This is a genomic window from Neolewinella antarctica (assembly GCF_011927835.1).
Taxonomy (GTDB): Bacteria; Bacteroidota; Bacteroidia; order Chitinophagales; family Saprospiraceae; genus Neolewinella; species Neolewinella antarctica.
In genome coordinates this window covers 25802-50431 of the sequence record NZ_JAATJH010000011.1, presented here as the reverse complement: position 1 = coordinate 50431, position 24630 = coordinate 25802, and the positions used below count along the sequence as shown (strand labels likewise).

14 protein-coding genes are annotated in these 24630 nt (G+C 53.3%); 11 read left to right on the top strand and 3 right to left on the bottom strand.

Going from position 1 to position 24630, the window contains the following annotated elements:
* Nucleotides 1-120 precede the first annotated feature (120 nt).
* A complete protein-coding gene (locus GGR27_RS18905) occupies nucleotides 121-2505 on the top strand; it encodes a TonB-dependent receptor domain-containing protein (RefSeq protein WP_168040315.1) in 2385 nt (794 codons plus the stop codon).
* A gap of 138 nt (nucleotides 2506-2643) precedes the next feature.
* On the opposite strand, the gene GGR27_RS18900 is transcribed toward GGR27_RS18905, so the two are convergent.
* Together GGR27_RS18900 and GGR27_RS18895 are read right to left on the bottom strand one after the other, a co-directional pair.
* Nucleotides 2644-3999 carry a hypothetical protein gene (locus GGR27_RS18900; protein ID WP_168040313.1) on the bottom strand — a complete coding sequence of 452 codons (1356 nt, stop codon included), beginning with the start codon at nucleotides 3997-3999 and terminating at the stop codon, nucleotides 2644-2646.
* A gap of 102 nt (nucleotides 4000-4101) precedes the next feature.
* Nucleotides 4102-5820: a mechanosensitive ion channel family protein gene (locus GGR27_RS18895; RefSeq protein WP_168040311.1), complete on the bottom strand. Its 1719-nt coding sequence runs from the start codon at nucleotides 5818-5820 to the stop codon at nucleotides 4102-4104.
* Nucleotides 5821-5994: 174 nt separating this feature from the next.
* Here GGR27_RS18895 and GGR27_RS18890 point away from each other — a divergent pair, with 174 nt between their 5' ends.
* The 9 genes from GGR27_RS18890 (at nucleotide 5995) to GGR27_RS18850 (ending at nucleotide 21090) form a co-directional block, all read left to right on the top strand.
* The gene (locus tag GGR27_RS18890) at nucleotides 5995-7017 is read left to right on the top strand and encodes a glycosyltransferase family 4 protein (RefSeq protein ID WP_168040309.1); all 1023 of its coding nucleotides are present in this window, start codon (nucleotides 5995-5997) and stop codon (nucleotides 7015-7017) included.
* Nucleotides 7018-7719: 702 nt separating this feature from the next.
* Nucleotides 7720-8886, top strand: a complete 1167-nt coding sequence (locus tag GGR27_RS18885; RefSeq protein ID WP_168040307.1) for a hypothetical protein — start codon at nucleotides 7720-7722, stop codon at nucleotides 8884-8886.
* A 95-nt stretch (nucleotides 8887-8981) separates the two neighbouring features.
* Entirely contained in the window at nucleotides 8982-9896 is a 915-nt protein-coding gene (locus tag GGR27_RS18880; RefSeq protein ID WP_168040305.1) for a DUF4249 family protein, read from the top strand.
* Nucleotides 9889-12243: a TonB-dependent receptor gene (locus tag GGR27_RS18875; RefSeq protein WP_168040303.1), complete on the top strand. Its 2355-nt coding sequence runs from the start codon at nucleotides 9889-9891 to the stop codon at nucleotides 12241-12243. Before GGR27_RS18880 ends, GGR27_RS18875 begins: the two co-directional genes overlap by 8 nt.
* A 308-nt stretch (nucleotides 12244-12551) precedes the next feature.
* On the top strand, nucleotides 12552-15581 hold the full coding sequence (locus GGR27_RS18870; RefSeq protein WP_168040301.1) for an amidohydrolase family protein: 3030 nt from the start codon (nucleotides 12552-12554) through the stop codon (nucleotides 15579-15581).
* Nucleotides 15582-15791: 210 nt separating this feature from the next.
* Nucleotides 15792-17078 carry an amidohydrolase family protein gene (locus GGR27_RS18865; protein ID WP_168040294.1) on the top strand — a complete coding sequence of 429 codons (1287 nt, stop codon included), beginning with the start codon at nucleotides 15792-15794 and terminating at the stop codon, nucleotides 17076-17078.
* 253 nt (nucleotides 17079-17331) lie between these two features.
* Nucleotides 17332-17823 (top strand): (2Fe-2S)-binding protein, encoded by a 492-nt coding sequence (locus tag GGR27_RS18860; RefSeq protein WP_168040281.1) that lies wholly within the window; start codon nucleotides 17332-17334, stop codon nucleotides 17821-17823.
* Complete coding sequence (locus GGR27_RS18855; protein ID WP_168040279.1) at nucleotides 17816-18832, top strand: FAD binding domain-containing protein; 1017 nt, start codon at nucleotides 17816-17818, stop codon at nucleotides 18830-18832. Before GGR27_RS18860 ends, GGR27_RS18855 begins: the two co-directional genes overlap by 8 nt.
* Nucleotides 18833-18852: 20 nt before the next feature.
* The gene (locus GGR27_RS18850; RefSeq protein ID WP_168040277.1) at nucleotides 18853-21090 is read left to right on the top strand and encodes a xanthine dehydrogenase family protein molybdopterin-binding subunit; all 2238 of its coding nucleotides are present in this window, start codon (nucleotides 18853-18855) and stop codon (nucleotides 21088-21090) included.
* Nucleotides 21091-21187: 97 nt separating this feature from the next.
* Here GGR27_RS18850 and GGR27_RS18845 read toward each other — a convergent pair whose 3' ends face one another.
* Nucleotides 21188-22396 carry an ATP-binding protein gene (locus GGR27_RS18845; protein WP_168040275.1) on the bottom strand — a complete coding sequence of 403 codons (1209 nt, stop codon included), beginning with the start codon at nucleotides 22394-22396 and terminating at the stop codon, nucleotides 21188-21190.
* A gap of 475 nt (nucleotides 22397-22871) precedes the next feature.
* On the opposite strand from GGR27_RS18845, the gene GGR27_RS18840 reads away from it, so the two are divergent.
* A complete protein-coding gene (locus GGR27_RS18840) occupies nucleotides 22872-24446 on the top strand; it encodes a glycine--tRNA ligase (protein WP_168040273.1) in 1575 nt (524 codons plus the stop codon).
* Nucleotides 24447-24630 lie beyond the last annotated feature (184 nt).

Genomic DNA, 24630 nt, shown 5'->3' with positions numbered 1-24630 from the left:
TTTCTCATCGGATGCATCTTTTGACTTTCAGCGCGCAGCGATGAAAGCCAAAAGTTCATCAGATGTGTAAATGAAACACTAGTGCCAACCCACCAGTCGGCGTCACAAATAAACACACCAATGCGACTCTTCTTCCTCCTGAGTCTGCTGGCGCTTGCCGGCAGCCTCCCAGCTACTGCTTTGCCCGAAACCAAGGTTTTACTTTCCGGGATCATCCTGTCAGAAAGCGGGCCGCCGTTGGAATACGCGACCGTTTCCGCCTTTGCGCCCGATTCGACTTTGGTGGACGGGACGATCACCGACGTGGCCGGCCGCTGGGAATTATCCTTACCAAAAGGTAATTACCGCTTACGTTTCGAGTTCATCGGTTTCGCGGCAAAAGAGGTGGCGCTGTCGCTGGATGCAGGGTTGGTTATGGAAGCCGTGCGCTTAAGCTCCGGGGCGGTTGATTTGGATGCCGTGGAGGTGAGTGCCCAACGCAGCCAAATGAGTCTGAGCCTGGATAAGAAAGTCTTTAACGTGGGGGAAGATGCCCTGAGTGCTAACGGGACGGCCAACGAAATCCTGGAGCAAATCCCGTCGGTGACCGTCGGGGTAGACGGTGCGGTGGCCTACCGGGGGGACGGGGGCATTAAGATCCTCATCAACGGAAGGCCTTCCGCGCTGGCCGATCGGGGCGGGTTGTCCGCCATTCCAGCTTCCAGTGTAGAGCGGGTGGAAATCATGACTAACCCTTCGGCCATTTACGAGGCGGCGGGGACGGCTGGTATTCTCAACATTATCCTGAAAAAGGAAGCTACCAGGGGTTACGGCGGGACGCTCAACGTCGGTACGGGCATTCCCGACCAGCACACAATCGACCTGAGTTTGAACCTGCGTCGGGAGAAATTTTCGGCTTACCTGAACGTCGGCGGCCGCTACTCGAATTACTTCGGGAGTGGGGATCTGATCCGGTCCAGCACGCTGAACGACAACCCGTCCGTATTCCGCCAGACGACGGCGATGGACCGGAACGACCTGGCCGGGAGCGGTCTTTTCGGGCTTGAATACCAACTGACTTCTTCCAGCAGTCTGAGCGCTAGCTATTCGCTTTACCACCAGCGCAACAAGGACGAAACGACCGTAGACTTTGCGCTCTCCTTCCCTAACCTGGCACCCGCGTCCACGCAAAATTCTCAACAATTCAGGGACTACCTCGAACCAGGCACCTACCAGCAAACCGACCTCACCTTCAGCAAAACCTACCCCACGGAAGGTCGCACCCTGAACGTCTACTTCAAGAACGACCGCTGGTCGGAGCCGGAATACGAAGACGTGACGCTCACCGCCGCCACCCCGGAAAACTCTTTCCGCTACCGTACCGACACCGAAGAAGGCAGCAACGATTACCTCCTGCAAGCCGACTACACCACGCCCCTCGGCGAATACGGAAAACTTGAGCTCGGCACCCGCGCCGAAACCCGCATCATCCGGGCGGACTACATCACGGAACTAGCCGACGGCGAATTATTCCGGCCCGTTGCCGCCCTGACCAATGAGTTAAAATATTTCGAACGAATCGCCGCAGCTTACGGGCAGTACGGCTGGTCGAAGGAGAAGATTAGTGTCCAGGCCGGCCTTCGCGCCGAATTCACCTCCGTCCGCACCGAAAACCGGGTGGAAACACCGGAGGTAGATGACAACTACCTTAACCTATTCCCTTCCCTGAGTCTGCAATACCAGTTCAGCGAAGCCACCTCCAGCCAAGTCAGTTACAGCCGCCGGATTCGCCGCCCGCCTTTCTACTTCATCAACACCTTCGGCGGTATTTCCGACCCGACCACCCTCTACGTCGGTAATCCGGACATCAACCCCATCTACCTCGACCGGATCGAATGGAACGTGCTCTACCGCAAGGAAAAACTGACGCTGAACCCGGCCGTTTACGCCGGACAGGTACGGGATTTCTGGAAGGTCGTCGTCGAGCAAACGCCGGAAAATGTGTTCGGGCTGGAACAGGGGACGATCGTCACCCGGCCGGTGAACCTCGGCAAAGAACAAGTGCTGGGCGTGGAGCTGACGGCCAACTACCTGGCGACGGAAAGCCTGACGCTTTCCGGGGAAATCAACTACTTCGCTTTTCGCGAGGAAGGCACGGTAGAAGGTCGGGATTTCGCGGCTACCGGCGGCACTTGGTCAGGCAGTCTCAGTGGGCGACTGACCGTTCCGGGTGATGTTCGACTCCAGGTGCAGGGTTTCTACGAGGCGCGGCGCGAGGATGCGCAGGGCGTGAACTTACCCGCCTGGGCCGCGAATTTTGGGGCGAGCAAGGAGTGGAAGGGCAAGTACACAGTAAGTGCTTACCTACGCAGCCCCCGCTTTCGCAATACGGAATTTAACCAACCGACGTTCACCGAACTAAACGAATTCGAGTGGACGCGCTGGCGGGGTGGGGTGTCCTTCCGCTGGCGCTTCGAACGCGGTGCGGGCTCGGACGAGCGGCGAATCCGGGGGAGTATTCGATAGGATTCGGCACCGTTTAAATCTGGGGCGCGGACCCCGATCCCGATAGCTATCGGGATCGGGGGTGCCGGGGTTTTTGCAACGCATACGTAGGGCCGTGCACTTAGCCTCCCTTTGAAAGCGAGCAAAAACACAAACTACCTATTTGTAAAAACGAACCCCATCTCCCCGTTCCCAAACCAACGAATCGTTCCGTAACCGTTGCAGGTCAACCCGCAAAATATGCTCGCCGACGGGGAGGTCGTGGGTGGGGATCATGTACAGTAGCCCGGGCTGGTCGCGCCACTCGCTGTGAAAGAACCGCGCGGGCACGTCCTGGCGCAGGCTGTCGTTCACGTATAAGCGGTACACGCTGCTAAGGGCTAGGAGCAAAGTATCGTAGCTGTACGCGGGGTCGAAATTGTAGATGGGCGTGAGCTGGATGGGTTCGCCCAGTTTCAGCCCGGTGTAGCGGGCGTAATCCAGGTCGGGGAACTTACGTTCGATCGCCGGATCCTGATTGCGGGGTCGGTAGCTGGCGAACGCTTCGACGTAATCGTGCTGGACGTACCGACTAGCTAGGGTGACGCGGAACCGCTGGCCACGAATATCGGCACCTTCGTCTGCGTAATTGCGATAGTCTACCCACACCTCGCCGTCGCGGAAATAGCCGGGAAAGTAGGGGTGCGTTATAATCCGCAGGCTAACCAGGCACATGACGCCGATCACGATCAGGGGCAGCAGCCGGGCGAGTTTGCGGCCGAACCGATCGTCGACCAGGTTATGGTACAGCGGGCGGTAAAGGTTGGCGAGCGTTACCCAGCCCATGAGCCGGTAGATCGGGTAGTAAACTTTGGCCGTGAAGCGGTTGCGCTTAAAGAAACCGAGGGTAAAGAAATCAATTAGGTAAAGCAGCCCCAAAACCCAGCCAGTAATGCCGAATATTCCGCCACCGGCGAATACCCCATTCTCGGACATTTCTACGCCAGTCAGCCAACCGTCGAGTTGCTGGAGGAGGTAGATCCACGCGAAAAAAGCGGTCACGCTGATGAAGCAAAACAGCACGAGAAAAGCGACGGAGAAGATCACGCTGCTGTAGCGTTCCAACCGTAGGATGTATTCGTCAAACGTGCCGAGCCGCCGCCGGAGCCATTTTTGGTAGGTCGGTTGGTAACGCAGGGCTACGTAGTCGATGTCGCCGGATACGTACCGCAAACCGATTGCGGCGATCCAGAGCCCCCGAAACACGACGTGGACGATCAGGCAGATCAGTAGCGCCAGGTAGGCGATGCTCATAAACCCCGTGATGAGGCCGAAAATAAAGTACTGCTGGGCCTGATCGGTCAGGGCAAAGACGGAAGGCGTGCTGCTCAGGAACGGATCCAGACCAGCCAGCAATAAAAAGATGGAGAAGTCACTAATGATCAGTTCTAATTGCCAACTTTCCTGTTGGAGGCGGTCCAGCCACGCTTTATCGTCCGTGATGGGGGCGGGAGCGCCCTTTGGTTCCTCGTCCATGCTGGGAAGATAATTCGCAATGGTCGATCCGCCGTAATTGGCCCCGGCATTTTTTAGGGAACCGGCTCTACTGAATAAATCCTGGGGCGTTACGCCAAACGATTATTGCTCCCCTTCGGAAATCACCTGCACCCGCTCCCGGGCCAAATTCCCACCACCGTCCAAACCAGCCAGCCACTTTACCATCGCCTCCCGCAACTCCACGTGCAAAGTCCAGGCCGAAGGCGCATCTTTAGCCGAGGTAAGGCAGCGAATCTTTAGCGCTTCCTTATCCGAACCAACCACCTGCACGCTCGGCTCCGATTCCCCATCGTAATGCTCGTTGGCTTTGCAAAGCCCGATAAACTTCTCCCGAATCCGCTCCACGTCCACGCCAAAATCAGCGTACAGAACGATCGGCTTCAACATGTGCGGATCGTTCATCGACCAGTTTTGAAACGGGTGGTCGATGAAGTACTTTAAAGGAATAACTAGCCGCCGCGCTTCCCAGGTCTTGACGACCAGGTAAGTAAAGCGGATGTCCTCTACCGTCCCGTATTCCCCGTTCGAGGTAATGATGCTGTCGCCGATCCGGGCGGGTTTGGTGATGGCGATCTGGAGGCCGGCGACGACGTTGCCGAGCGTACTCTGCGCGGCGATACCGAGCACGACGGTCGCAATCCCCGCCGAAGCGATCAGGCTCACGCCCAGGTTCCGCAACTGTGGAAATTGGCCGACGATGACGCTGATGCCGACCATCACGACGATGGTCGTCAGCACCCAGCGGCCAACAGAAATGTAGGTGAGCAAACGACGGCTTTCGAGGTTATCCTCGTCGGAAACGTCGGCGACCTTGAGGTCCCGGATCCGCTCGATCGCGTAGTCGATCACCCGCATGATCAACCAGGTAAGGGAAAGAATGACCACGGCCAGGAGCAAACTATACAGGTAGGGCGACCAACCGCCGGCAATCTTCAACAAGTCGTTCATGACGATGTAGAACAGTAGACTGCCACCGGCCAGACTGATCGGCGTAGCCATCTTATCGCCCAGGTCGTTCACCCATTCGGCGTCCGATTGCCCGACGAGCCAGGCGACAAAGCGGTAAATCAGCAGGGCCGCTAAGTAACACAACAGGGCAAAAACTACTAGCCCGACGAGTTTCCAGACCTTGACGCCGAGCACGCGCTGCTCCGCCCATTCGGGCATGACGCGGTTGAGCCAGGTCGGTCCGTAAGCGGTGTACAGCGCCTCGATGTTTTCGGTTGTTTCGGCGCTGATGACCCACACGGGCGGTGTTTCCTTGACGCGGAGGCGTTGCAGGCTGAGGGTGACCTTCCGGCCGTCGACATCCAGCGAACCGAAGTTGATCGTCCGGCGCGGTTCACCGGCGATGGCTTCCTGCGTGGTGCTGCGGTTGGTTTGTCCGTCGGGCCGGTCGGGCAGGTCACCCCAGGAGATCGGGACGCGTTGGCGGATGACGTAATGGAGTTTTTCGGCGAGGGTGGCGGCTTCGGACTTTTGTAGGTCCGCTGGTAACAAATTAAGGTTGAGGGCCTGGGCGGCGAGGCCATAGTTATTCTTGCGGGCCTGCTTGATGAATAATTCCAGGGTCGCCTGCGGCGTGCGTAAAGACATGCCGTCGGGGCGGGGTGCCAGGCCGGGGTTCAGTTCATCCACTTGGTAATAAGCCGCGTTGTACTCCCCGAGCGTGTTACTGATTTCACGGTCGGCGGCGTACTCGAAAATACTGTCGCGGGTCGGTAGGTCATCATCCCCCTGCTGCGCGACTAGGCTCGTAGCGGACACCAACAACAGGAATAAATGGGTAAATTTCAGCATATTCTTATATAAGAATAGGCGTTGCCGAAGTTCGTTTTGCCGTCATTCCTGCTTTAAATATTCAGGGCGCGGTCGCGGGTGCAAGCAAGTACGTACGAAAGCAGCGTTATTACCCAAAAACCGAAATCAGTACCTCATACCCCAGTTCCTTACCAGACCACCAGACCAATATCCATGAAAATAGCCATGCTAGCCCCCATAGCCTGGGCCACGCCCCCCGCCGCCTACGGCCCCTGGGAACAAGTCACCTCCCACCTGACCGAAGGCCTCGTCGCCCGCGGCATCGACGTAACGCTCTTCGCGACCGGCACGAGCCGGACGGCCGGTAAACTGGTCGCGACCGTCCCGGCAGGTTACGCGGAACGGCCAGGTGGCGACGTAAAAGTCATGGAATACAGCCACATCGGCCAGGTGATGGATCGGGTGGGGGAGTTCGATTTGATCCACAACCAATTCGACTTCATGCCGCTCAGTTTCAGTCCTCACCTCGGCGTACCGATGGTGACGACCGTGCACGGTTTCAGCTCCGAACGCATCATCCCCCTCTACGAGCGCTACAACAAAACTTGCGCCTACGTTAGCATCAGCGACGCTAACCGGGATGCGCGGCTGGACTACGCGGCAACTGTCTACAACGGTATTGACGTGGACCAGTTCACCTTCCGCGAGGAACCGGACGACTACTTGCTCTACTTCGGTAGAATTCACCCGGAAAAGGGTGCGGCCGAAGCCATTGACATCGCGCGTCGTGCGGGGAAGACATTGATTATCGCTGGGTTGGTGCAGGACGAAGGGTACTTTAACAATCGTGTAAAGCCATTCATTGATGACGACCGCGTGCGCTACGTCGGTAACGTCGGTCCGGCCGAGCGGGACAAACTTCTAGGTAGTGCGCTGGCACTGCTGCACCCCATTAGCTTCGACGAGCCCTTCGGCCTCAGCGTCGCTGAAGCGATGATGACGGGCACGCCGGTGATTGCGACGAACCGGGGTTCGATGCCGGAGTTGATTGAGGACGGGCGGACGGGGTTTTTGACGAGTAGTGTTGAAACTGCGGTAGCGGCTGTTGAAAAAGTTAGTGACCTGGACCGGCGCTACGTAGCTGACCGGGCGCTGGACCGTTTCTCGGTGGAGAGAATGGTAGCGGGATATCTAGATATTTACAAGTTTCTACTAATGGAGCAACCGAATAGATAGGTAGTGGTCAGAATTTGAATTAACCCATATCTCCTGCAAAAAGATGCTAATTAGTCCGTAACCAGTTGTCTAATTTTTCACTTTTTGATCCTCCTGGACGCTTCCTATTTTTTCTTGGACCTGTGGCTAATTTTGCGCAGTATAATCAGCTAAAAAATTATTTTATAAAACTCTTCGCAAGTTGCATCAAAGTGGGGCTATAAATTGGAAAACTGCTTTTGATTAAGTCCATTAACTGCTTACCATTTGTAATCGTTATATATCTTTTGAAAGCTAATTAGTAGAAGGTTAAAATCTTCGGCCACAACAAGCATTGTTGATAGTCAATCAGAAAGGCCCGATCAATTTGTATACTCTAAAAGTTGTATGTTTGATATGTCTTGGTTATCTTTATTGTTAGACAACACGGCCTCCAGAGTGCTGTGGTGATTTAGAACTGCCTCTCAAATAATTAACACCGAAAAATTTAACCTACAGGCAATATAATACACTTTGACATTCGTCGTAGGTAACTAACCCAAACCATCGCACCATGCGCTATTCCCCCCCCCATTTCATTCGCTTGTTTTAACAGGGCTTTTCATGTTCATATCTGTATTGACCCTTGTGTCATGTGAACAAGACCTCTAGGATGTTGAAGTCGACAACTCTGACTCTTCAATAACGACCCGACTTCAGGTTCAACCTCCAGTCAACAAAGACTTGCCCTTATCCCAAGTTCGGGTAGACGTAGCAGACGGTATGCTTGTATTTCCAGATTCGAAGGCCTATCGGGAAGCGATTCACGCTACAACACGTAGCTCAGCCCAAGAATATCGTGAATGGGTAGAAAAATTAGGTATACTAACACAGCAATCTCGAATGTTAGAAATCCGACAGCAAGTAGAGACTACCTGTAATTCTTACGCTGACGAAGAGGCTCTGCTATCTAATCAGGACAGAAAGTACATTGTCATGCAGGATAGTACGCCAATGCTAACTATGTTTGGTCAAGCAGCGCCTTACCTCGTAAACTACGATGGTCGCCTGAAGATTGGTGATGGTTTGCACGAATTTACCCGTGAACACCACATATTAGTCACCGATGAAAAGTTAGCCACGCTTGAACGGGCTAAGATTGATCGAATAACTAATTACAGCACCGGAGTTATTTATGAACCGCTAGTGTACTCAAATCAGAATAAATTTGGCCAGAGTGCTGCGAGCGAAAAAGTTCAACAAGGTAACCTCTTTTGCATAAATAGCCACTTGGATCGTACAACCGTAGACAGGAATGGTAGATCAGTATCAGGATTTGCTCTGGAAGATGAACAAAGATTCGATGGTAATCGCGAGCGTATGCAAAGCGCGTGGATCCGGCAGGTGCAAACATTATCCGGTTCGGCACAATCAAGGACATATGATATAGTATGGTCCTCCACAATGGGCTTAGTTACCCAAAGAAAACGATGGATCGGTTGGCGGTCTATCTATCCAAAGGTTAGAATAGGATACGAAAAAGACAATGGTAGTAGACCTGGTTCGACTATAGATCCGTTGATAATCTCTCGCTGGGCTACAGCGTTCATCGATCAGAATGGAACAATTGTCCGGGATAACCTTACGGAAGATGAAGCGAATGCCCCTCTTTTAGAAACTTTTTTGACGGAGCACGACAACATTCCGATTACCGTAACTAGCGATGGATCTGCAGGCCGTATTGTAGTGATTGATGATTTTTCGGCTCTTTTTGAAGTTCTTGTACCTGGTACTATTGTTGAAACTCGCTTTCAGCATATTCAGCACGATGGCACAATTTCGGCGCGTTGGACGAACCGTGGCGATGATGTAGATAATGATCCTATTTCGGTCGAGTATAATTGTAGGTAGATAAAGTTCAAGATGCCCCCCGAGCAATAATTCTTCGGGGGGCATGTTTATTTCTAACAAATGTTGAATGTGTAATTTGATTATAAACTTTCAGAATGAACAGGTTTATTCCTCGAGCTTCACGCTACAAATATCTTTTAGTAGCGGTCTGCTTACTAGCAATAGTAAGTTGCCAAAATGATATAGGTATTAACGATGTGGAAGATGATGGAAAGAGCTTGGCTATACTTGCCGTAATTAGAAACGGGGAATCCATTGGTGTGATAGTTAGCACGGTTCAAAATTTTACGAATGAATTAGTCGACTACCGCGTTAGTGATGCCGAAATAACGGTATTTGAAGATGATGTTCCCGTATACACTATTACAGAACGAACAATGGACCGGTATATCGCTAGCGATATACCGGTCTCTCCGAGCGTTTATGTTAGTACTGAAAAAGCCCAGCTTAGCGATAATTCATTCTACAGAGTTGAGGTTCGTGCACCTGGATATAATGTTGCCAAAAGTAGTGCAGTAAAATTCACGAAAGTGATCGGTGAGGCAACCGCCGCCCGCACAATCACTAAAAATACGGACGGACGACTGTACTTTGTGGATACTATCAATTTTAATATAACTGAGAATGTACAGGGTGAGATCACCCTCGATGCCTTTGTGTGGAACCAAGATATTGACAACACTTACATAAATAGATTTTGGTTAGCTGACCCGTACCAGCTTTCCGTAAGCCGGCCAATATACGGTGTAGATATCCGAGCTGGCTCTTACACAGAGGTCATTCCAGAAAATAGCATCTTCGAAGATGACTATAGCCCAGATGAAACACCATTTTGTGGTTACATAACACACCGGACTCGACATTACTTAGAGTTTGCTGAATTGTACTCGACACAAGACCGCGAAGAAGTAGCCAACCCGAGATATAACGGCCAACCATTACCAGATAATTTTACGGATGGTTTCGGCTACTTTACCGTCATCGACAGTAAATTTGTCTGTGATGAGTAAAAATTATAAAACTATAATAAAGTCATTTCAACGTCTCGTTTCTCTACTATGGCTATTACTCTGCGGAGGAGGATTGCCAGCGCAAGATTTTCGTGCGCTCGTCCTCGATGCAACTACCAGTGAAAGTTTACCATTTACTACAATCTCCGCAGCTAAAGCGGATTTTTCTATATACTCGGATGCTGATGGCTATTTTGTCGTCCCGGAGGAAATTGCGCTATACGATACGATTCTAGTTTCCTACGTCGGATATGCAACTCAACGTATAAACCCTGGGGCTTGGAAGGAGAAACAGACGACCCGCATTCAGTTATCTGCTACGGCGGTGTTGCCAGTGATTGAGGTTACTGTCCCGTATCAGTTCGCAATTGGTTCAGGTTCCGTTGTGGTACCATCCATCAAAGACCTGAAAAGTACACCTGCTATGGCGGGTGAAGTCGATCCGTTAAAAGCACTCTCAGCCCTACCGGGTATTAGCGTCGGAGTAGAGGGAACTTCGGCATTGTTGCTTCGAGGAGGCAATGCGAATCAAACTAATCTGCTTATAGATGGGGTCCAATTACTTAATATTAATCACGTTGGTGGTTTCATTTCCGCTGTACCAAGTTTTGGACTAAAATCAGCAGTGGTTTACAAAGGGGGGATGCCGGGTCGCTTTGGTGGTCGACTAAGTGGAACGGTTGATTTTCAGTTCCGAAATGGGCGTAAGGATGTTACGCTAAGGGAACACACCGTCGGTCTTGGTTTACTTAGAACCGGGCTGGAAGGTCCGTTAGGTAAAAAAAGTAGCTTTCTAATAAATGGTAGATTAAGCTACCCTACGCTCCTACGCTCTCTAATTAAGGGAAGTAGCGTCCGTAAAAATGATAAAGGAACTAATCAGCACGTATGGTTAGGCGACGCATTAGCAAAGGTCACCACACAACTCGGCCCCTGGCAATTAGGGTTTACCATATTTCTTAGTGGAGATCAGGGATACGACCAATTTGATGGTCAGACTTTACTTGACAATATAAGCTTTGAATGGAGCAATCAAGTTTACTCATTGCGTGCCCGACGGTTCTTGGGGGCACGGGCGGAGTGGATTAACCAAATAAGTTTTTTACAATACAATCAAGAATTTACGGATTTCGTGCGGCGGCAAGATGGAGATAGAAACGTAGTATTCAACCAGACTGACGGTTTGAGATATGGTAGGCTTTCGGCCGAAAGTAGGATTCTGTATCACATCAATAATGCCTTGGATGTCAGCGCCGGGTTAGAACTAAGCCGACGCACAAATGATGGTCAGAGGCAGGAACTCGTAGCGGACGGCAGTCAAAATGGAATAATGCAAACCTTGAATTCCGCGAGTCCGTTTGTTCAAGCCGACTACACTTCTCGCAACAAGTTGTTCAGAATTATGGCAACGTTACGAAGTGATCTGGTATCTGGGCTCACCGCACTACCAATAATTCAACCGCGGCTACGCCTGAGTTATGAGGTACTTACAAATACATACGTGAATGCTGGTTATGATTTGAACGTACAATTTGAAAATCAACTTCAAACAACCGTTTCTCTATTTCCAACGGATATATTACTGTTAGCGGAATCCGGTAGGGGCGAAAGTAGTAGCAGTCAGGTTCATTTGGGAGTGGGCGGACGTATCGGGTCAACGGTGTGGTCCGTAGAAGGGTTTTACAAATCCATGGAGGGTCTGACACAAATTCGGCCCGGTCGGGTAGCCTCTACTACCCTCTACCAGGATTACGACGGTAGTAACTATGCTTTCAACGGAACTGGTGTGGCGCGTGGTTTGGAATTTTATGTGCGCCACCAAAAAAATAGATTACGTTTGTCGCTTGCCTATACACTCAGCTCAAGTGAGCGGAGGTATGAGAACCTCAATGAGGATCGAACCTTCCCGTTCACATTTGACCGTCCGCACGACATAAATGCTCAAGTCGCCTACACGCTTGGGAATGGTTGGACTGCTAACGCGGATTTCACTTTTCAAAGTGGAATAGCCTTTACTGCACCTATCCTCACTGCGGGAAATTTTGACATCTACGATGGTATAAACAATGGTCGTTATCCTGACTTTCATCGACTGAACTTAGCGTGCCGTAAAGTCTGGTCGGCTAAAAAACGTAGTGGGAAGCAGCACTCGCTGACATTCTCTTTGTACAATGCTTATGCGCGTAAAAATCCTTACTTCATTAACATTCAGATTGCGCGTAACACGATATTAGATGAGGTGACGGGGCAAGAAGTCGTACAGGTCAGGCGCATAGCTACTACGCGCGCCGCTTTCGGTTTTATTCCAGGTGTTTCCTATCAAGTCAACATAATCGGCCGTAAGTAATCGCGCCTGCATATTACGTATTCTTATTTGAGTTTGAGTAGTGCACACATCATCCGGAATCGGCCGCTTAGAGCATCTTGGGACTTTGCCTTCCGGCCTTGTTTTGGTCACTTTTGCGCTGGTTTTCGTTAGCAAAATCCTCATTTAGCTATGGCTAAACTCCGGTTTTACTGCCTCAACCACCACAAAAATGCCTCAAAACCGACCAGGAACCCAAAGTCCCAACATGCTCTTAGCTTGTTTGTGTTAGTTTGCGGAAGGGTTCGATATTTTTGCCGACCTTACCCACCCCAACCAGCAACCACAATATGCTAAGCACCAAAACGAACCATCAAGCACGGGTATTTGCCTTCCTTACCCTGCTCTTCACGGTCTTTCTCTGCACCGGCGTCCGCGCCCAGCAAACCTACCCTTACAACGGCGTTTACGACCAGCGCGACGGCCACTACGCCTTCACTAACGCGACCATCCACGTCAGCCCCACGCGGACGATTGAGAACGGAACGTTGATTATCCGACGGGGTAAAATTGTCAGTGTAGGAAGTGCCTCTGGCGCGGTCGCGGGTGCCGTGGAAGTGGACCTAAAGGGCAAGCACATCTACCCAAGTTTCATCGAGCCCTACGGCAGCTACGGAATGCCCGAAGTAAAAGCGTCCGAGGGAAGTTGGAACGACCCACCCCAACTACTATCCAACAAAGACGGCGCTTTTTCCTGGAACGAAGCTCTCCGCTCCGAAACGGATGCCGCCGCGGTGTTTACCATCAATAAGGAGGACGCAAAAGCCTTACGGGAAGCCGGCTTCGGCTTCGTTAGCACCCACCACCACGATGGCATTAGCCGGGGCACGGCCGCCGTGGTCAGCACCGCCGAGACGACCGAGAACGAAGTCCTCATCAAAACCGGCGCGGCCCACCATTTGAGCTTTTCCAAGGGCTCCTCCAAGCAAAACTACCCCACCTCCCGCATGGGCGCGATGGCCCTTCTCCGCCAGACGTACCTCGACGCGGACTGGTACGGCAAACAGCGCGGCGAAGAAACCAACCTGAGCATCCAGGCGTGGACCGACGCGCAAGACCTTCCACAAATCTTTGAAGTCGATAACTGGCAGGATGCCCTCCGTGCCGACCTGGTGGGCGACGAATTCAGCAAACAATACGTCATCAAAGGCGGCGGCGACGAATTCGAACGCCTTCCCGCCATTAAGGCTTCCGGGGCTACGCTCATTCTCCCAGTGACCTTCCCCGAAGCCTACGACGTCACCGATCCCTTTGCCGCCGACATCGTGACCCTCGGCCAACTTCGCCAGTGGGAACGCGCGCCGGGGAACGCCGCCGCCGTCGCTGAAGCCGGGATTCCTTTCATGCTGACGACGGACGAGCTGAAAAAGATGTCCGACTTCGCCCCCGCCCTCCGCAAAGCCATCAAAGCTGGGTTGACGCCCGAGCAAGCCCTCGCCGCCCTCACCACTAGCCCCGCCGAACTTCTTGGCATCAGCGAAATGACGGGCACGCTGGAAAACGGTAAACTCGCCAGCTTCTTCATAACCGACAAAGACTATTTCTCCGAAGAGAAAGCCGCGATTTACCAACACTGGGTACAGGGTAATCCTTACGCGATCAAGGACCTTGAAATGGTTGAGCTCGAAAAGGAATACCGGATTAACGTTGGTAACAAAACGTATGTCGGTAAACTCTCTGGAGAAGCCGGGAGCCAGAAAATGAAGGTGACTACAGACTCGGATACGACCGGAACCGATGCTAAACTGAATCTCTCCGGCGGTCTGATTTCGCTCGCTTATCAGCCGAAGGGGGAAGATGGGTTTTACCGCCTGAGTGGACTCGCCGATGCGAACGGAACTTACTCCGGAACCGGTCGTGATCCGCAGGGTAAGATTATCACCTGGAGCGCTACGCCTACGGGGGGAACGGGGGACAAGGATGACGAGGACAAGGATGACAAGGAGAGCAACGATTCTATCGTTGGGAAACTTACTTATCCCAATATTGCCTACGGAATGCTTTCGCAGCCGCAAACGGGCTCTTTCTTGATTCGTAACGCTACGGTTTGGACGAACGAATCCGAAGGTATTCTCGAAAATGCCGACGTACTCATTGTCGACGGAAAGATATCTGGTGTAGGAACCGGCCTCAACGCCGGCCGCGCGACAGTGATTGACGGGACGGGCAAACACGTCACTTCCGGCGTCATCGACGAGCATTCCCACATTGCCCTGACGAGCGTTAATGAATCCGCCCAGGCTTCCAGCGCGGAAGTCCGGATGGAAGACGTCGTCGACGCGAACGACGAGAATATCTACCGGCAACTAGCCGGTGGCGTGACGGTCAGCCAACTGCTCCACGGATCGGCCAACCCGATTGGCGGACAGTCGGCCATCATCAAACTCCGCTGGGGAAAGACGGCGGACGAGATGCTTTTCGAAGGCGCTGACCCCTTCATCAAATTCGCGCTCGGTGAGAACGTCAAGCAGTCCAACTGGGGCGACGCCAATCGCGTCCGCTACCCACAGACGCGGATGGGCGTGGAGCAGGTCTTTGAAAGCTACTTCAGCCGGGCGAAAGAATACGGTGAGAACGTAAAGGCCGGCCGCTCGCAACGGCGCGATCTGGAACTGGAAACCTTGTTAGAAATTCTCAATTCCGAGCGCTTCATCTCCTGCCACAGCTACCAGCAGGGCGAAATCAACATGCTCATGAAGGTGGCGGAGAAGTTCGGCTTCCGGGTCAACACCTTCACCCACATTCTCGAAGGCTATAAGGTAGCCGACAAGATGGCGGAGCACGGCGCGGCCGGTTCTACGTTCTCGGATTGGTGGGCTTACAAATACGAAGTCAACGAAGCTATTCCCTACAACGGGGCGATCATGCACGAGCAAGGAGTTTTGACGGCTTTCAATTCAGATGATGCGGAGATGGCGCGACGCTTGAATCAGGAATCGGCCAAGGCGGTACTTTTTGGGGGTGTTTCCGAGGAAGATGCCTGGAAGTTCGTGACCTTAAACCCGGCAAAAATGCTTCACCTCGATGACCGGGTGGGTAGTTTAAAGGCTGGTAAGGACGCGGACGTCGTCGTCTGGTCGGATCATCCGATGAGCATCTACGCCAAGGCCGAACGGACCTTTGTTGACGGCATCGAATACTTCAACCGGGAACGGGATGAGGAGCTGCGCGGTGACATTGCGGAGGAGCGGAACGCGTTGATTCAGAAATCGCTGGCGGCTAAGAATGGTGGCGATAAGACGCAGAAACCTGAGGGGAAAATGCGGCGGATGTTGCATTGTGATTCTTTGGAGCATAGTTTGGGGGGGCACTCGCACTAGGTAGCCCTCTCCCCCTTGCCCCTCTCCGGAAGAGGAGAGGGGTGATTGATTTGACGTGGTCAGATGATTGCCTTTGGCATCTATGATTATCGGCGGTCCGTCAATACATCCCTACCTAATAATATAGCATTTCCTCTCCACAAAAGCTTCACCCCTCTGCCTTCGGAGAGGGGCCGGGGGAGAGGATTTTTAAGCTACACAAAAACTAACATGCACTACTTATATACATCGCTCCTAACCCTCCTACTCTGCACCAGCGCCCACGCCCAAAACCCCACGCCGGCCCCAGAGCAATCACAACCCATCCTAATCACCAACGCCACCATCCACGTTGGTAACGGCACGGTGATCGAAAATGGAAGCATACTTTTTGAAGATGGCAGGATTACGCAAGTAGGTCAAAACGTGGGTCCCGACTTAGTCGGGACGGATGCCAAGCAAGTGGATGGAGCAGGGAAACACGTCTACCCGGGACTTTTCGCGCTGAACAGCCAACTCGGATTAGTCGAGATCGACGCCGTACGCGCCACAAACGACCAACGGGAGGTCGGCGTCGTGAACCCCAACGCCCGGGCACTGATTGCTTTCAACACCGATAGCCAGGTCATCCCGACCGTCCGCAGCCGCGGTGTTTTGCTCGCCCAGGCGACACCCGAAGGTGGCCTCGTCAGCGGCCGGAGCAGCGTGATGCAACTCGATGGCTGGAACTTCGAAGATGCTGGCGTCGGTATCGACGACGGCGTCCACGTCAACTGGCCTCGCCGTAACAGCTACGACTGGCAGACGGGCCGGCTGATCGAGAACAAGAAGTACGAAGAACTCGTCACCGCCCTCAAAAGCTTTCTTCTGGAAGCCGCCGCCTACTGCGGTGCCGACCGCCAGGGCGACCGGCTCACCAAACTTGAAGCCATGTGTGATGCGATGAGCCAAACGAAGAACGTTTACCTCCACGCCGACGAGGCGCGGGACATCCAGGAGGGCGTGACGCTGCTGAAAAAGATGGGCGCGAAACCCGTTATCGTTGGTGGTTACCAAGCGTACCGAGTGGCGGATTTTCTTAAGAAAGAGGACGTCGCCGTCATTCTCAGCAGCACCCAGGCGCTACCCAATAATCAGGACGACGCGATTGATCAGCCCTTCCGCAACCCGGCCTTGCTGGCTGCGGCGGGCGTGACGTTCGCCCTTTCCCACGAAGGCACTTGGCAGCAGCGGAATATCCCCTTCATCGCCGGCCAGGCGGTTGCTTTCGGGCTCGACTATGAAGCCGCCATCACGGCCCTGACTTTGACCCCGGCGCAAATCACCGGCGTCGCCGATCGCTACGGTAGCCTCGAAAACGGCAAATCCGCCACGCTCATCGTCGTTTCCGGCGACGTGCTGGATATGCGGACGAGTGAGGTTGAAATGGCCTTCATCGACGGGCGGATGGTCGATCTTTCTAATAAGCAGAGTGAGTTGGCGGAGAAGTTTCGGGAGAAGTTTAGTCGGGGGCGGTAGTTGCGGGTACGACCTGGCATGATGTTTCTTAACCACACAGAACACAAAGGCCACAGAGAAGAGCAACACTTTGTGGCCTTTGTGTTCTGTGTGGTCAAGTAGTATGCGTAGCGTTTGCCGTGTAAACTTTTATTTGGCTAACATCTCCTTTTCCTCCGATAACAAGGTTATTGCGGGAACTTGGGCGCGATGGTTGGGTTTGCAGTGATGTATAATCCGGCCGCACCACCGCGCCGGGCTACCCCGCTCAATCATGCAAAACATCCCACCCCCCGCCACCCGCAGCGTCAGCCTGCGCGTCAACGGAAAACCCGCCCAGCTAGAAGTAGCGCCCTGGGTTTCGCTACTCGACGCCCTCCGCCACGACCTCGACCTGACCGGCACCAAAAAAGGCTGTGACCACGGTCAGTGTGGCGCCTGCACGGTTATCTGCGACGGCGAACGCATCCTCAGTTGCCTGACCCTGGCGGTGATGAAGGACGGTAGCGAAATCACAACCATCGAAGGCCTCGGCCAACCGGGTAATCTGCACCCGCTCCAGGAAGCCTTTCTCGAGCACGATGCCTACCAGTGCGGCTACTGCACGTCGGGGCAAATCTGTAGCGGCGTGGCCATGATCGAAGCCGGCCACGGCAAGACGCGCGAAGAAGTCAAAGACCTCATGAGCGGCAACCTCTGCCGCTGCGGAGCAAACACTAACATCATCGACGCCATCATGGCGGTAAAGGACGGCAACCATGAATAATTTTCATTATACGAAAGCGAGTTCCGTCGACGAAGCGGTGCTGGCCGGTAAGGGCGCAGAGAATTACTTTATTGCTGGGGGAACTAACCTTCTCGACCTCTGGAAGTACGACCTGACCCACCCGCAAAAGATGGTGGACGTCAACGGCATCGAGGAGTTAAAAACCATTACGGAATTGCCGAACGGCGGTCTGCGGTTAGGTGCGCTGGTAACTAATAACACCACCGCCTATCACCCGCTCGTCGAAGCGCGTTACCCGTTGCTGTCCCGGACTATTCTCGCCGGAGCCACCGCCCAAATTCGCAACAGCGCAACGAACGGTGGTAATCTACTGCAACGCACCCGTTGCTACTACTTCTACGATCCGGCTTCCCCCTGTAATAAGCGGAACCCTGGCTCCGGCTGCCCGGCCGTCGAGGGGCAGAACCGACTCCACGCCATTCTAGGTTTTAGTGACAAGTGCATTGCCACCTTCCCCTCCGATATGTGCGTAGCGCTCGCCGCGCTCGAAGCCGTCGTGCGCGTCACCGGACCGAACGGCTCCCGGGAAATCGCTTTCGCCGACTTCCACCGCCTCCCCGGTGACCGGCCGGAACTGGACAACACCCTCGGCCAGGATGAACTGATCACCGCCATCGACCTGCCACCGCGCGGCTACGCCGAGCACCACAACTACCTGAAACTGCGCGACCGAAATTCTTATGCCTTCGCGTTGGTGAGTGTCGCGACGGGCTACGAACTCGAAGCGGGCATGATCGCCAACGCCAGAATCGCACTGGGTGGCGTCGCCCATATTCCCTGGCGCGTCGAAGCCGCCGAAACCTACCTGGAAGGGAAAGCACCCACCGAAGCATCCTTTGCCGGTGCCGCCGATCTGATTCTCGCCGGCGCACAGGGCTTCGAGCACAACGCCTTCAAGATCGAACTCGCCCGCCGCACCATCGTCCGCAGTGGCATGATGGCCCTCGACCCTTCTTGCCAACGCCCCGGCGCCCCACCTTCCCTTTAATCCTTCTACCCAGATAAATAATGACCAAGAATAAAGAAATAGGCCGCGCCCGCCGCCGCATCGAAGGGGAACTGAAAGTCACCGGACAAGCGAAGTACGCCGCCGAATATAACGTGCCGGACCTGCTGCACGGTTACATCGTAAACGCCACCATCGTAAAGGGTAAGATCGAAAGCATCGACGAGGCGGCCACCCGCGCCGTCCCCGGTGTCGTTGACATAATCCACCATGAGAATCGGCCGAAGATGGCCTACTTCGATATGCAGTATTCGGATATGGACGCCCCTCCCGGCTCCCCTTTCCGCCCGCTTTACGACGCTGAAATAAAGTTTCACGGCCAGCCCATCGCGCTCGTCGTGGCGAAAACTTTTGAGGCCGCACGTTACGCCGCCTCCCTGTTGAAAATAACTTATACGGAAGAGGAATTTGACGTCAACCTCAAGACCAATCTGGACCGCGCCAAGAAGCCGTCCATGGGTCTGGCTACATTAATTAAGCCCCTGCCACCCGGCCCGCGCGGAGATTTTGACGCTGCCTACGCCACTGCCACCGCTAAGTTCGAGGGTGAATTCCACCACGGTGCCCAGCACCACAACCCAATGGAGATGTTCGCCAGCACGACCGTCTACGAAGGCGAAGGCAAACTCACGATCTACGACAAAACCCAGGGCACGAATAACTCCCAGCTGTTCATCGGTAATATCTTCGGACTGAAGATGGGTAACGTCCGGGTAATCGCGCCCTACGTAGGTGGTGGATTCGGTTCCGGCCTCCGGCCTCAGCACCAGCTAGTGCTCTCCGTGCTGGCCGCGCTCTGCCTAAAGCGCAACGTGCGCGTGTCGATGGACCGTTCCCAGATGTTCACCTACGGCCACCGGCCGGAAACCATTCAGCACACTCGCTTCGGTGCTACGGCGGATGGAGAACTAACGGCGGTTAACCACGTGGCGCATTCGGAAACGTCGCGCTACGAGGATTACAATGAGGTGGTCGTCAACCACGCCGGCATGCTTTACCCCGCCCAGAACGTTACGCTCGATTACAAGCTCGTCCCACTGGACGTTTCTACGCCGATGGACATGCGCGCGCCCGGTGGCGTCACGGGAATGGTCGCGGTGGAAAACACGATGGACCAGGTCGCCGACCGGCTGGGTATGGATCCGCTGGAGTTTCGGTTGAAAAATTACGCCGAGCGGGACCACAGTTCCGACAAACCCTTTTCCAGTAAGGAACTTCGGGAGTGTTACCGCCAGGGCGCGGAAAGCTTCGGCTGGAAAGATCGCCGGCCGACGGGGCAACCCGAAAAACGGGGGAACCGAATCGTGGGTCGCGGTATGAGTTCCGGATTGTGGGACGTCATTGCCCTGCCGGGTAAGGCCACCGCGGAGTTTAATGCAGAGGGGAAATTGGTCGTCAGTAGCGCGGTGAACGATTGCGGCCAGGGAGCCTACACGGTGTTCAGTCAGATTGCGGCGGACCAACTCGGGTTGCCTTTAGAATCGGTCAAATTTGTGTACGGTGATAGTGAGCTTCCGCTGTCCCCGATTCAGGGCGGTTCCTACACCACGGGTGTGGTTGGCTCGGCGGTTAAGTTAGCCTGTCTGGCGCTGCGAAATAAGCTTTTCAAGCTCGCGCAGATCCTGGACGGTTTCCCGCTCGGTGACGCATTACCCCAGGATGTCGACTTCATGGATGGGGAAATCATCGTAAAAAAAGACCCCACGATTCGGGTGAAGTTGACGGACGTGGTTGCCTTTAACCAGGGCAAGCCGGTAAAGGCTTCCAAGTCCAACATCCCCAACGTATTCAAACTCAAGCAGTACACCCGGGCGGCGCACGCAGCTTCATTTGTGGAAGTCGAAATAGACGAGCAGTTGGGCATCGTTAACGTGACCCGCGCGGTCACGGCGGTGGCGGCCGGAGCGATCATGAACCCCAAAACGGCCCGTAGCCAGATTCTGGGCGGCATGGTCTGGGGCATCAGCCTGGCTACGCGCGAGGAGAGTTTGCTCGATAAAAAGATGGGCAAATACGTCAATGATGACCTGGGCGAGTACCACCTGCCCGTCCACGCTGACATTCATGACCTGGAGGTGATTTTTGTGGAAGAGCACGATGAAATCATCAACGCTCTTGGCGCGAAGGGAATCGGGGAGATCGGGATGATCTCGATGGCTCCGGCGATCATTAATGCAGTCTACAACGCCACCGGGAAATTGGTCACGGCGCTTCCGTTGAAGGTGGGGGATTTGCTCTAGCTTTTTTTAAACTAGGGCGCGGACGCGGGTGCAATGGAATGGGGAAGGCAGGGTTTTTGAATCCCCAAGAAGTCGCGCGGTTGCTTGTGTTATTGTCCTACCGCAGCAGACCGAATAGCCAGAGGGGGATTCGGTTTCCGAACCCAACTTCGAGATCATCCACCACTCGGTAAGCATTGGGTAGGCCAGCTAGCTGTTTGTTGGTCTTGTTCCGACCACCAACTTCAAAAATGTAGTTATCCGTTTGAAAATCACCCTGTTTGGTATAGCCTAAGTCGATATCAACAGTTGATAGCGCATTGTAGACGAACGTTTCCCTGATGGTACCGAGGTTGGGGTCGGCTCCGGGTAGAGCGTACATTAAATTGGGGTTGTCCAGGTAGATTTTTTCGGGCTTTTGGGTGCGAATCATGCCCCTTACTTGTCGGGGGAGTAAGCCAATCAATTTCGCCTGGTGCAGATAGTACAGATAATTTTGAACGTGCTCCCTGTTGGTTTCCAAAAATGTCGCGAGCTTCGAGATGTTGGGTGTGAAGGGGACGCTTTCTGTAATGACTGATAACAGGGTAGCAAGTTTTTTACCCGTTAATGGTGTAAGGTTGTAGTAATTAGGTAGGTCGATCTCCAGGATGAGTGACATTACTTCTCTTAACCTGCGGTAGTACTGCGCCTCATTTTCAAAGTAAAAAGGGTAATAGCCAACCTTCCAGTACTCCTTAAGCAAGGTCAATGGCTGATGATTTTCCGCGATGTAATCTTCCGCTAATTCTTTCCCGTGCTTAACTATGTCATCGAGCGAAATTGGGCGGATGTAAAGCTGGTACTTCCAGTGGATGAATTCCCGGTAAGATAATCCGTACATATCATAGATAGAAGATCTACGACTCAAGTCTCCCCGTGCTTGGTAAAGTTCCATGATGGAGGAGCTCGTAAAGAGAATTTTTAGGGAAGGAAACTTGTCGTAAAGAAGCTTGATCTCGACTGACCAGTCAGGGCCGTAACGGTGTACCTCGTCCAAAATCAGGATTTCCCCTCCGGCATCTTTAAAGGCACGACCAGTATCCACCAGCGTATGCGTTTTGAAGAAAATCTCATCCAACGATACGTAAAGAACTTTCCGCTCTTCCTCATCCCGCATTTTTTTGCCGTACTGTAAAAGGAGCGTAGACTTGCCTACGCCCCGGGCGCCCCTGATTCCGATCAACCGATCCGGCCAGTGAATCTTTTCGTACAAAGGCCGAATCCGCTTCATCGTTATCTGATCAAGCGCGATGTTGGATTCCTTCTGAAATTGAGTTAAGTCCATTGTACTATTATAAGTGCAAAAATGTGCCAGAGGTAAATTCGTCCGTAAATATACTAAATTCGCACTTTAGAAAGTTCGAAAAAATAGTTTTCTGTACTTTTAGAAAGGCAATAATACAAAAGTATGATTACAAGTGTACAATGGATTGTTCACTTTGCCGTCTAATTGTGAACCTTCAGTAGTTCATTTTTCTGTAAAGCAGGAAATGTCGGTCATGTATAGCTGTATTGACCCACAGAAAGATCGAAAATAATGATTATGCACTATGAGGGGTTCAATTAATTTTGCTTTTTTATCAACCCTGCACCCGCGACCGCGCCCTAGAATGTTGCTTCCAAGCTGCTATCTTTGCCGGAATTATGGTCTAAGGTCTAAAGTCTGTAGTCTATGGTAAGACCACAGACCACAGACCACAGACCACAGACCACAGACCACAGACCACAGACTTTAAAGACCCCAGACCAAAGACCAAAAAATGCCAGCCCCCATCTTCGCCGACTTCAAAAAACTAACCGCCCACGCCAAAGACAACGGCTTCGTCTTTCAATCCTCCGAAATCTACGACGGATTGAGCGCGGCCTACGATTACGGCCCCCTCGGCGTACTGCTGAAGAACAACCTGAAGGAATACTGGTGGCGCTCGATGGTGCAACTCCACGATAACATCGTCGGGCTGGACGCGAGCATTTTTATGCACCCGAAAACCTGGAAAGCCTCCGGCCACGTGGATGCGTTCAACGATCCGCTCGTCGACAACAAGATCAGCAAAAAGCGCTACCGGGCCGACGTGCTGATTGAAGACCACATCGACAAAGTCGAGGGCAAATTGAATAAGGAAATTGCGAAGGCGAAAAAGCGTTTTGGCGATGCTTTTGACGAAACGGAGTACCGCGCTACAAATGGTAACGTAAAACGCTACCAGGGCGAAATGGACGACGTGGCTAAGCGCCTGGCCACCGCGATGACCGACGAAAATATGGAGGAACTCCGTCAAATGCTGGTGGACCTCAAGATCAATGACCCTGAATCCGGTAAGGCGGACTGGACGGACGTGCGGCAATTCAACCTCATGTTTTCCACCCAACTCGGTAACATCGCCGGCGAGGAAGGTAAGTTGTACCTGCGCCCGGAAACGGCCCAGGGCATCTTCGTGAATTTCCTGAACGTCCAGAAATCTACCCGCCAGAAGATTCCATTCGGCATCGCCCAGATCGGAAAAGCCTTCCGGAACGAAATCGTCGCCCGCCAGTTTATCTTCCGGATGCGGGAGTTCGAGCAGATGGAGATGCAATTTTTCATCCAGCCCGGAACGCAGATGGAATGGTATAATAAGTGGAAAGAGACCCGGATGAAGTGGCACCGCGCGCTCGGCCACCCCGCCGAAAAACTGCGCTTCCACGACCACGATAATTTGGCCCACTACGCCGACGCGGCCGTTGATATTCAGTTTGACTTTCCCTTTGGCTTCAAGGAACTCGAAGGCATCCACAGCCGGACGGACTTTGACCTTACCGCCCATATGGAACTATCCGGTAAAAAGCTACAGTACTTCGACTCCGAAACGAAAGAGAACTACGTGCCCTACGTGCTGGAAACCTCCATCGGTGCCGACCGGCTGTTCCTTGCCACGATGAGCCACGCGCTGCGTACGGAAATGGTGCCCGGACAGGACGACGAGAATAACGTGCGTGACGTGATGAAGCTGCACCCGGCCATCGCGCCGATCAAAGTTGCCATCATGCCGCTGAAGCGGAATAAGCCTGAGATCGTGGAGGTCGCCAAGGGTATCTTCGACGAGCTACGCTTCAAGTTCGACTGCCAGTACGACGACACCGGCGCGATCGGTAAGCTCTACCGCCGGCAGGATGCGGTGGGGACGCCGTTCTGTGTTACCGTTGATTTCGATACGATCGAGGAAGGCGAGAACAAGGGCACCGTCACCGTGCGGGACCGGGATACGCTGGCGCAGACGCGGGTGCGGATCGAGGATTTGGTTGGGTTTATTGGGCCTAAGGTTGATATGGCGGTTTTGTTGGCGGCGGGGGAGTAGGATTGAATAACCGCCTGCGAAACTAGTTACGCTTTCGGACGGGCACGATGCTCGGCTAAAAGTAATTTATTCCTATTTAATCATTTGAGATCACACTTTTCCTGTACAGACCTTAATATTCATATATTACGGGTCTCTCTCATACGGCCAGCGATTACTACGTTTTGCCGCCGTAGAAAGTAAA

Excerpts from the sequence above, each read along its gene's own strand:
- GGR27_RS18900 (WP_168040313.1), bottom strand. The coding sequence starts at position 3,999 with ATGGACGAGGAACCAAAGGGCGCTCCCGCCCCCATCACGGACGATAAA.
- GGR27_RS18875 (WP_168040303.1), top strand. The coding sequence starts at position 9,889 with ATGAGTAAAAATTATAAAACTATAATAAAGTCATTTCAACGTCTCGTT.
- GGR27_RS18870 (WP_168040301.1), top strand. The coding sequence starts at position 12,552 with ATGCTAAGCACCAAAACGAACCATCAAGCACGGGTATTTGCCTTCCTT.
- GGR27_RS18860 (WP_168040281.1), top strand. The coding sequence starts at position 17,332 with ATGCAAAACATCCCACCCCCCGCCACCCGCAGCGTCAGCCTGCGCGTC.
- GGR27_RS18890 (WP_168040309.1), top strand. The coding sequence starts at position 5,995 with ATGAAAATAGCCATGCTAGCCCCCATAGCCTGGGCCACGCCCCCCGCC.
- GGR27_RS18895 (WP_168040311.1), bottom strand. The coding sequence starts at position 5,820 with ATGCTGAAATTTACCCATTTATTCCTGTTGTTGGTGTCCGCTACGAGC.
- GGR27_RS18905 (WP_168040315.1), top strand. The coding sequence starts at position 121 with ATGCGACTCTTCTTCCTCCTGAGTCTGCTGGCGCTTGCCGGCAGCCTC.
- GGR27_RS18840 (WP_168040273.1), top strand. The coding sequence starts at position 22,872 with ATGCCAGCCCCCATCTTCGCCGACTTCAAAAAACTAACCGCCCACGCC.
- GGR27_RS18845 (WP_168040275.1), bottom strand. The coding sequence starts at position 22,396 with ATGGACTTAACTCAATTTCAGAAGGAATCCAACATCGCGCTTGATCAG.
- GGR27_RS18865 (WP_168040294.1), top strand. The coding sequence starts at position 15,792 with ATGCACTACTTATATACATCGCTCCTAACCCTCCTACTCTGCACCAGC.
- GGR27_RS18855 (WP_168040279.1), top strand. The coding sequence starts at position 17,816 with ATGAATAATTTTCATTATACGAAAGCGAGTTCCGTCGACGAAGCGGTG.
- GGR27_RS18880 (WP_168040305.1), top strand. The coding sequence starts at position 8,982 with ATGAACAGGTTTATTCCTCGAGCTTCACGCTACAAATATCTTTTAGTA.
- GGR27_RS18850 (WP_168040277.1), top strand. The coding sequence starts at position 18,853 with ATGACCAAGAATAAAGAAATAGGCCGCGCCCGCCGCCGCATCGAAGGG.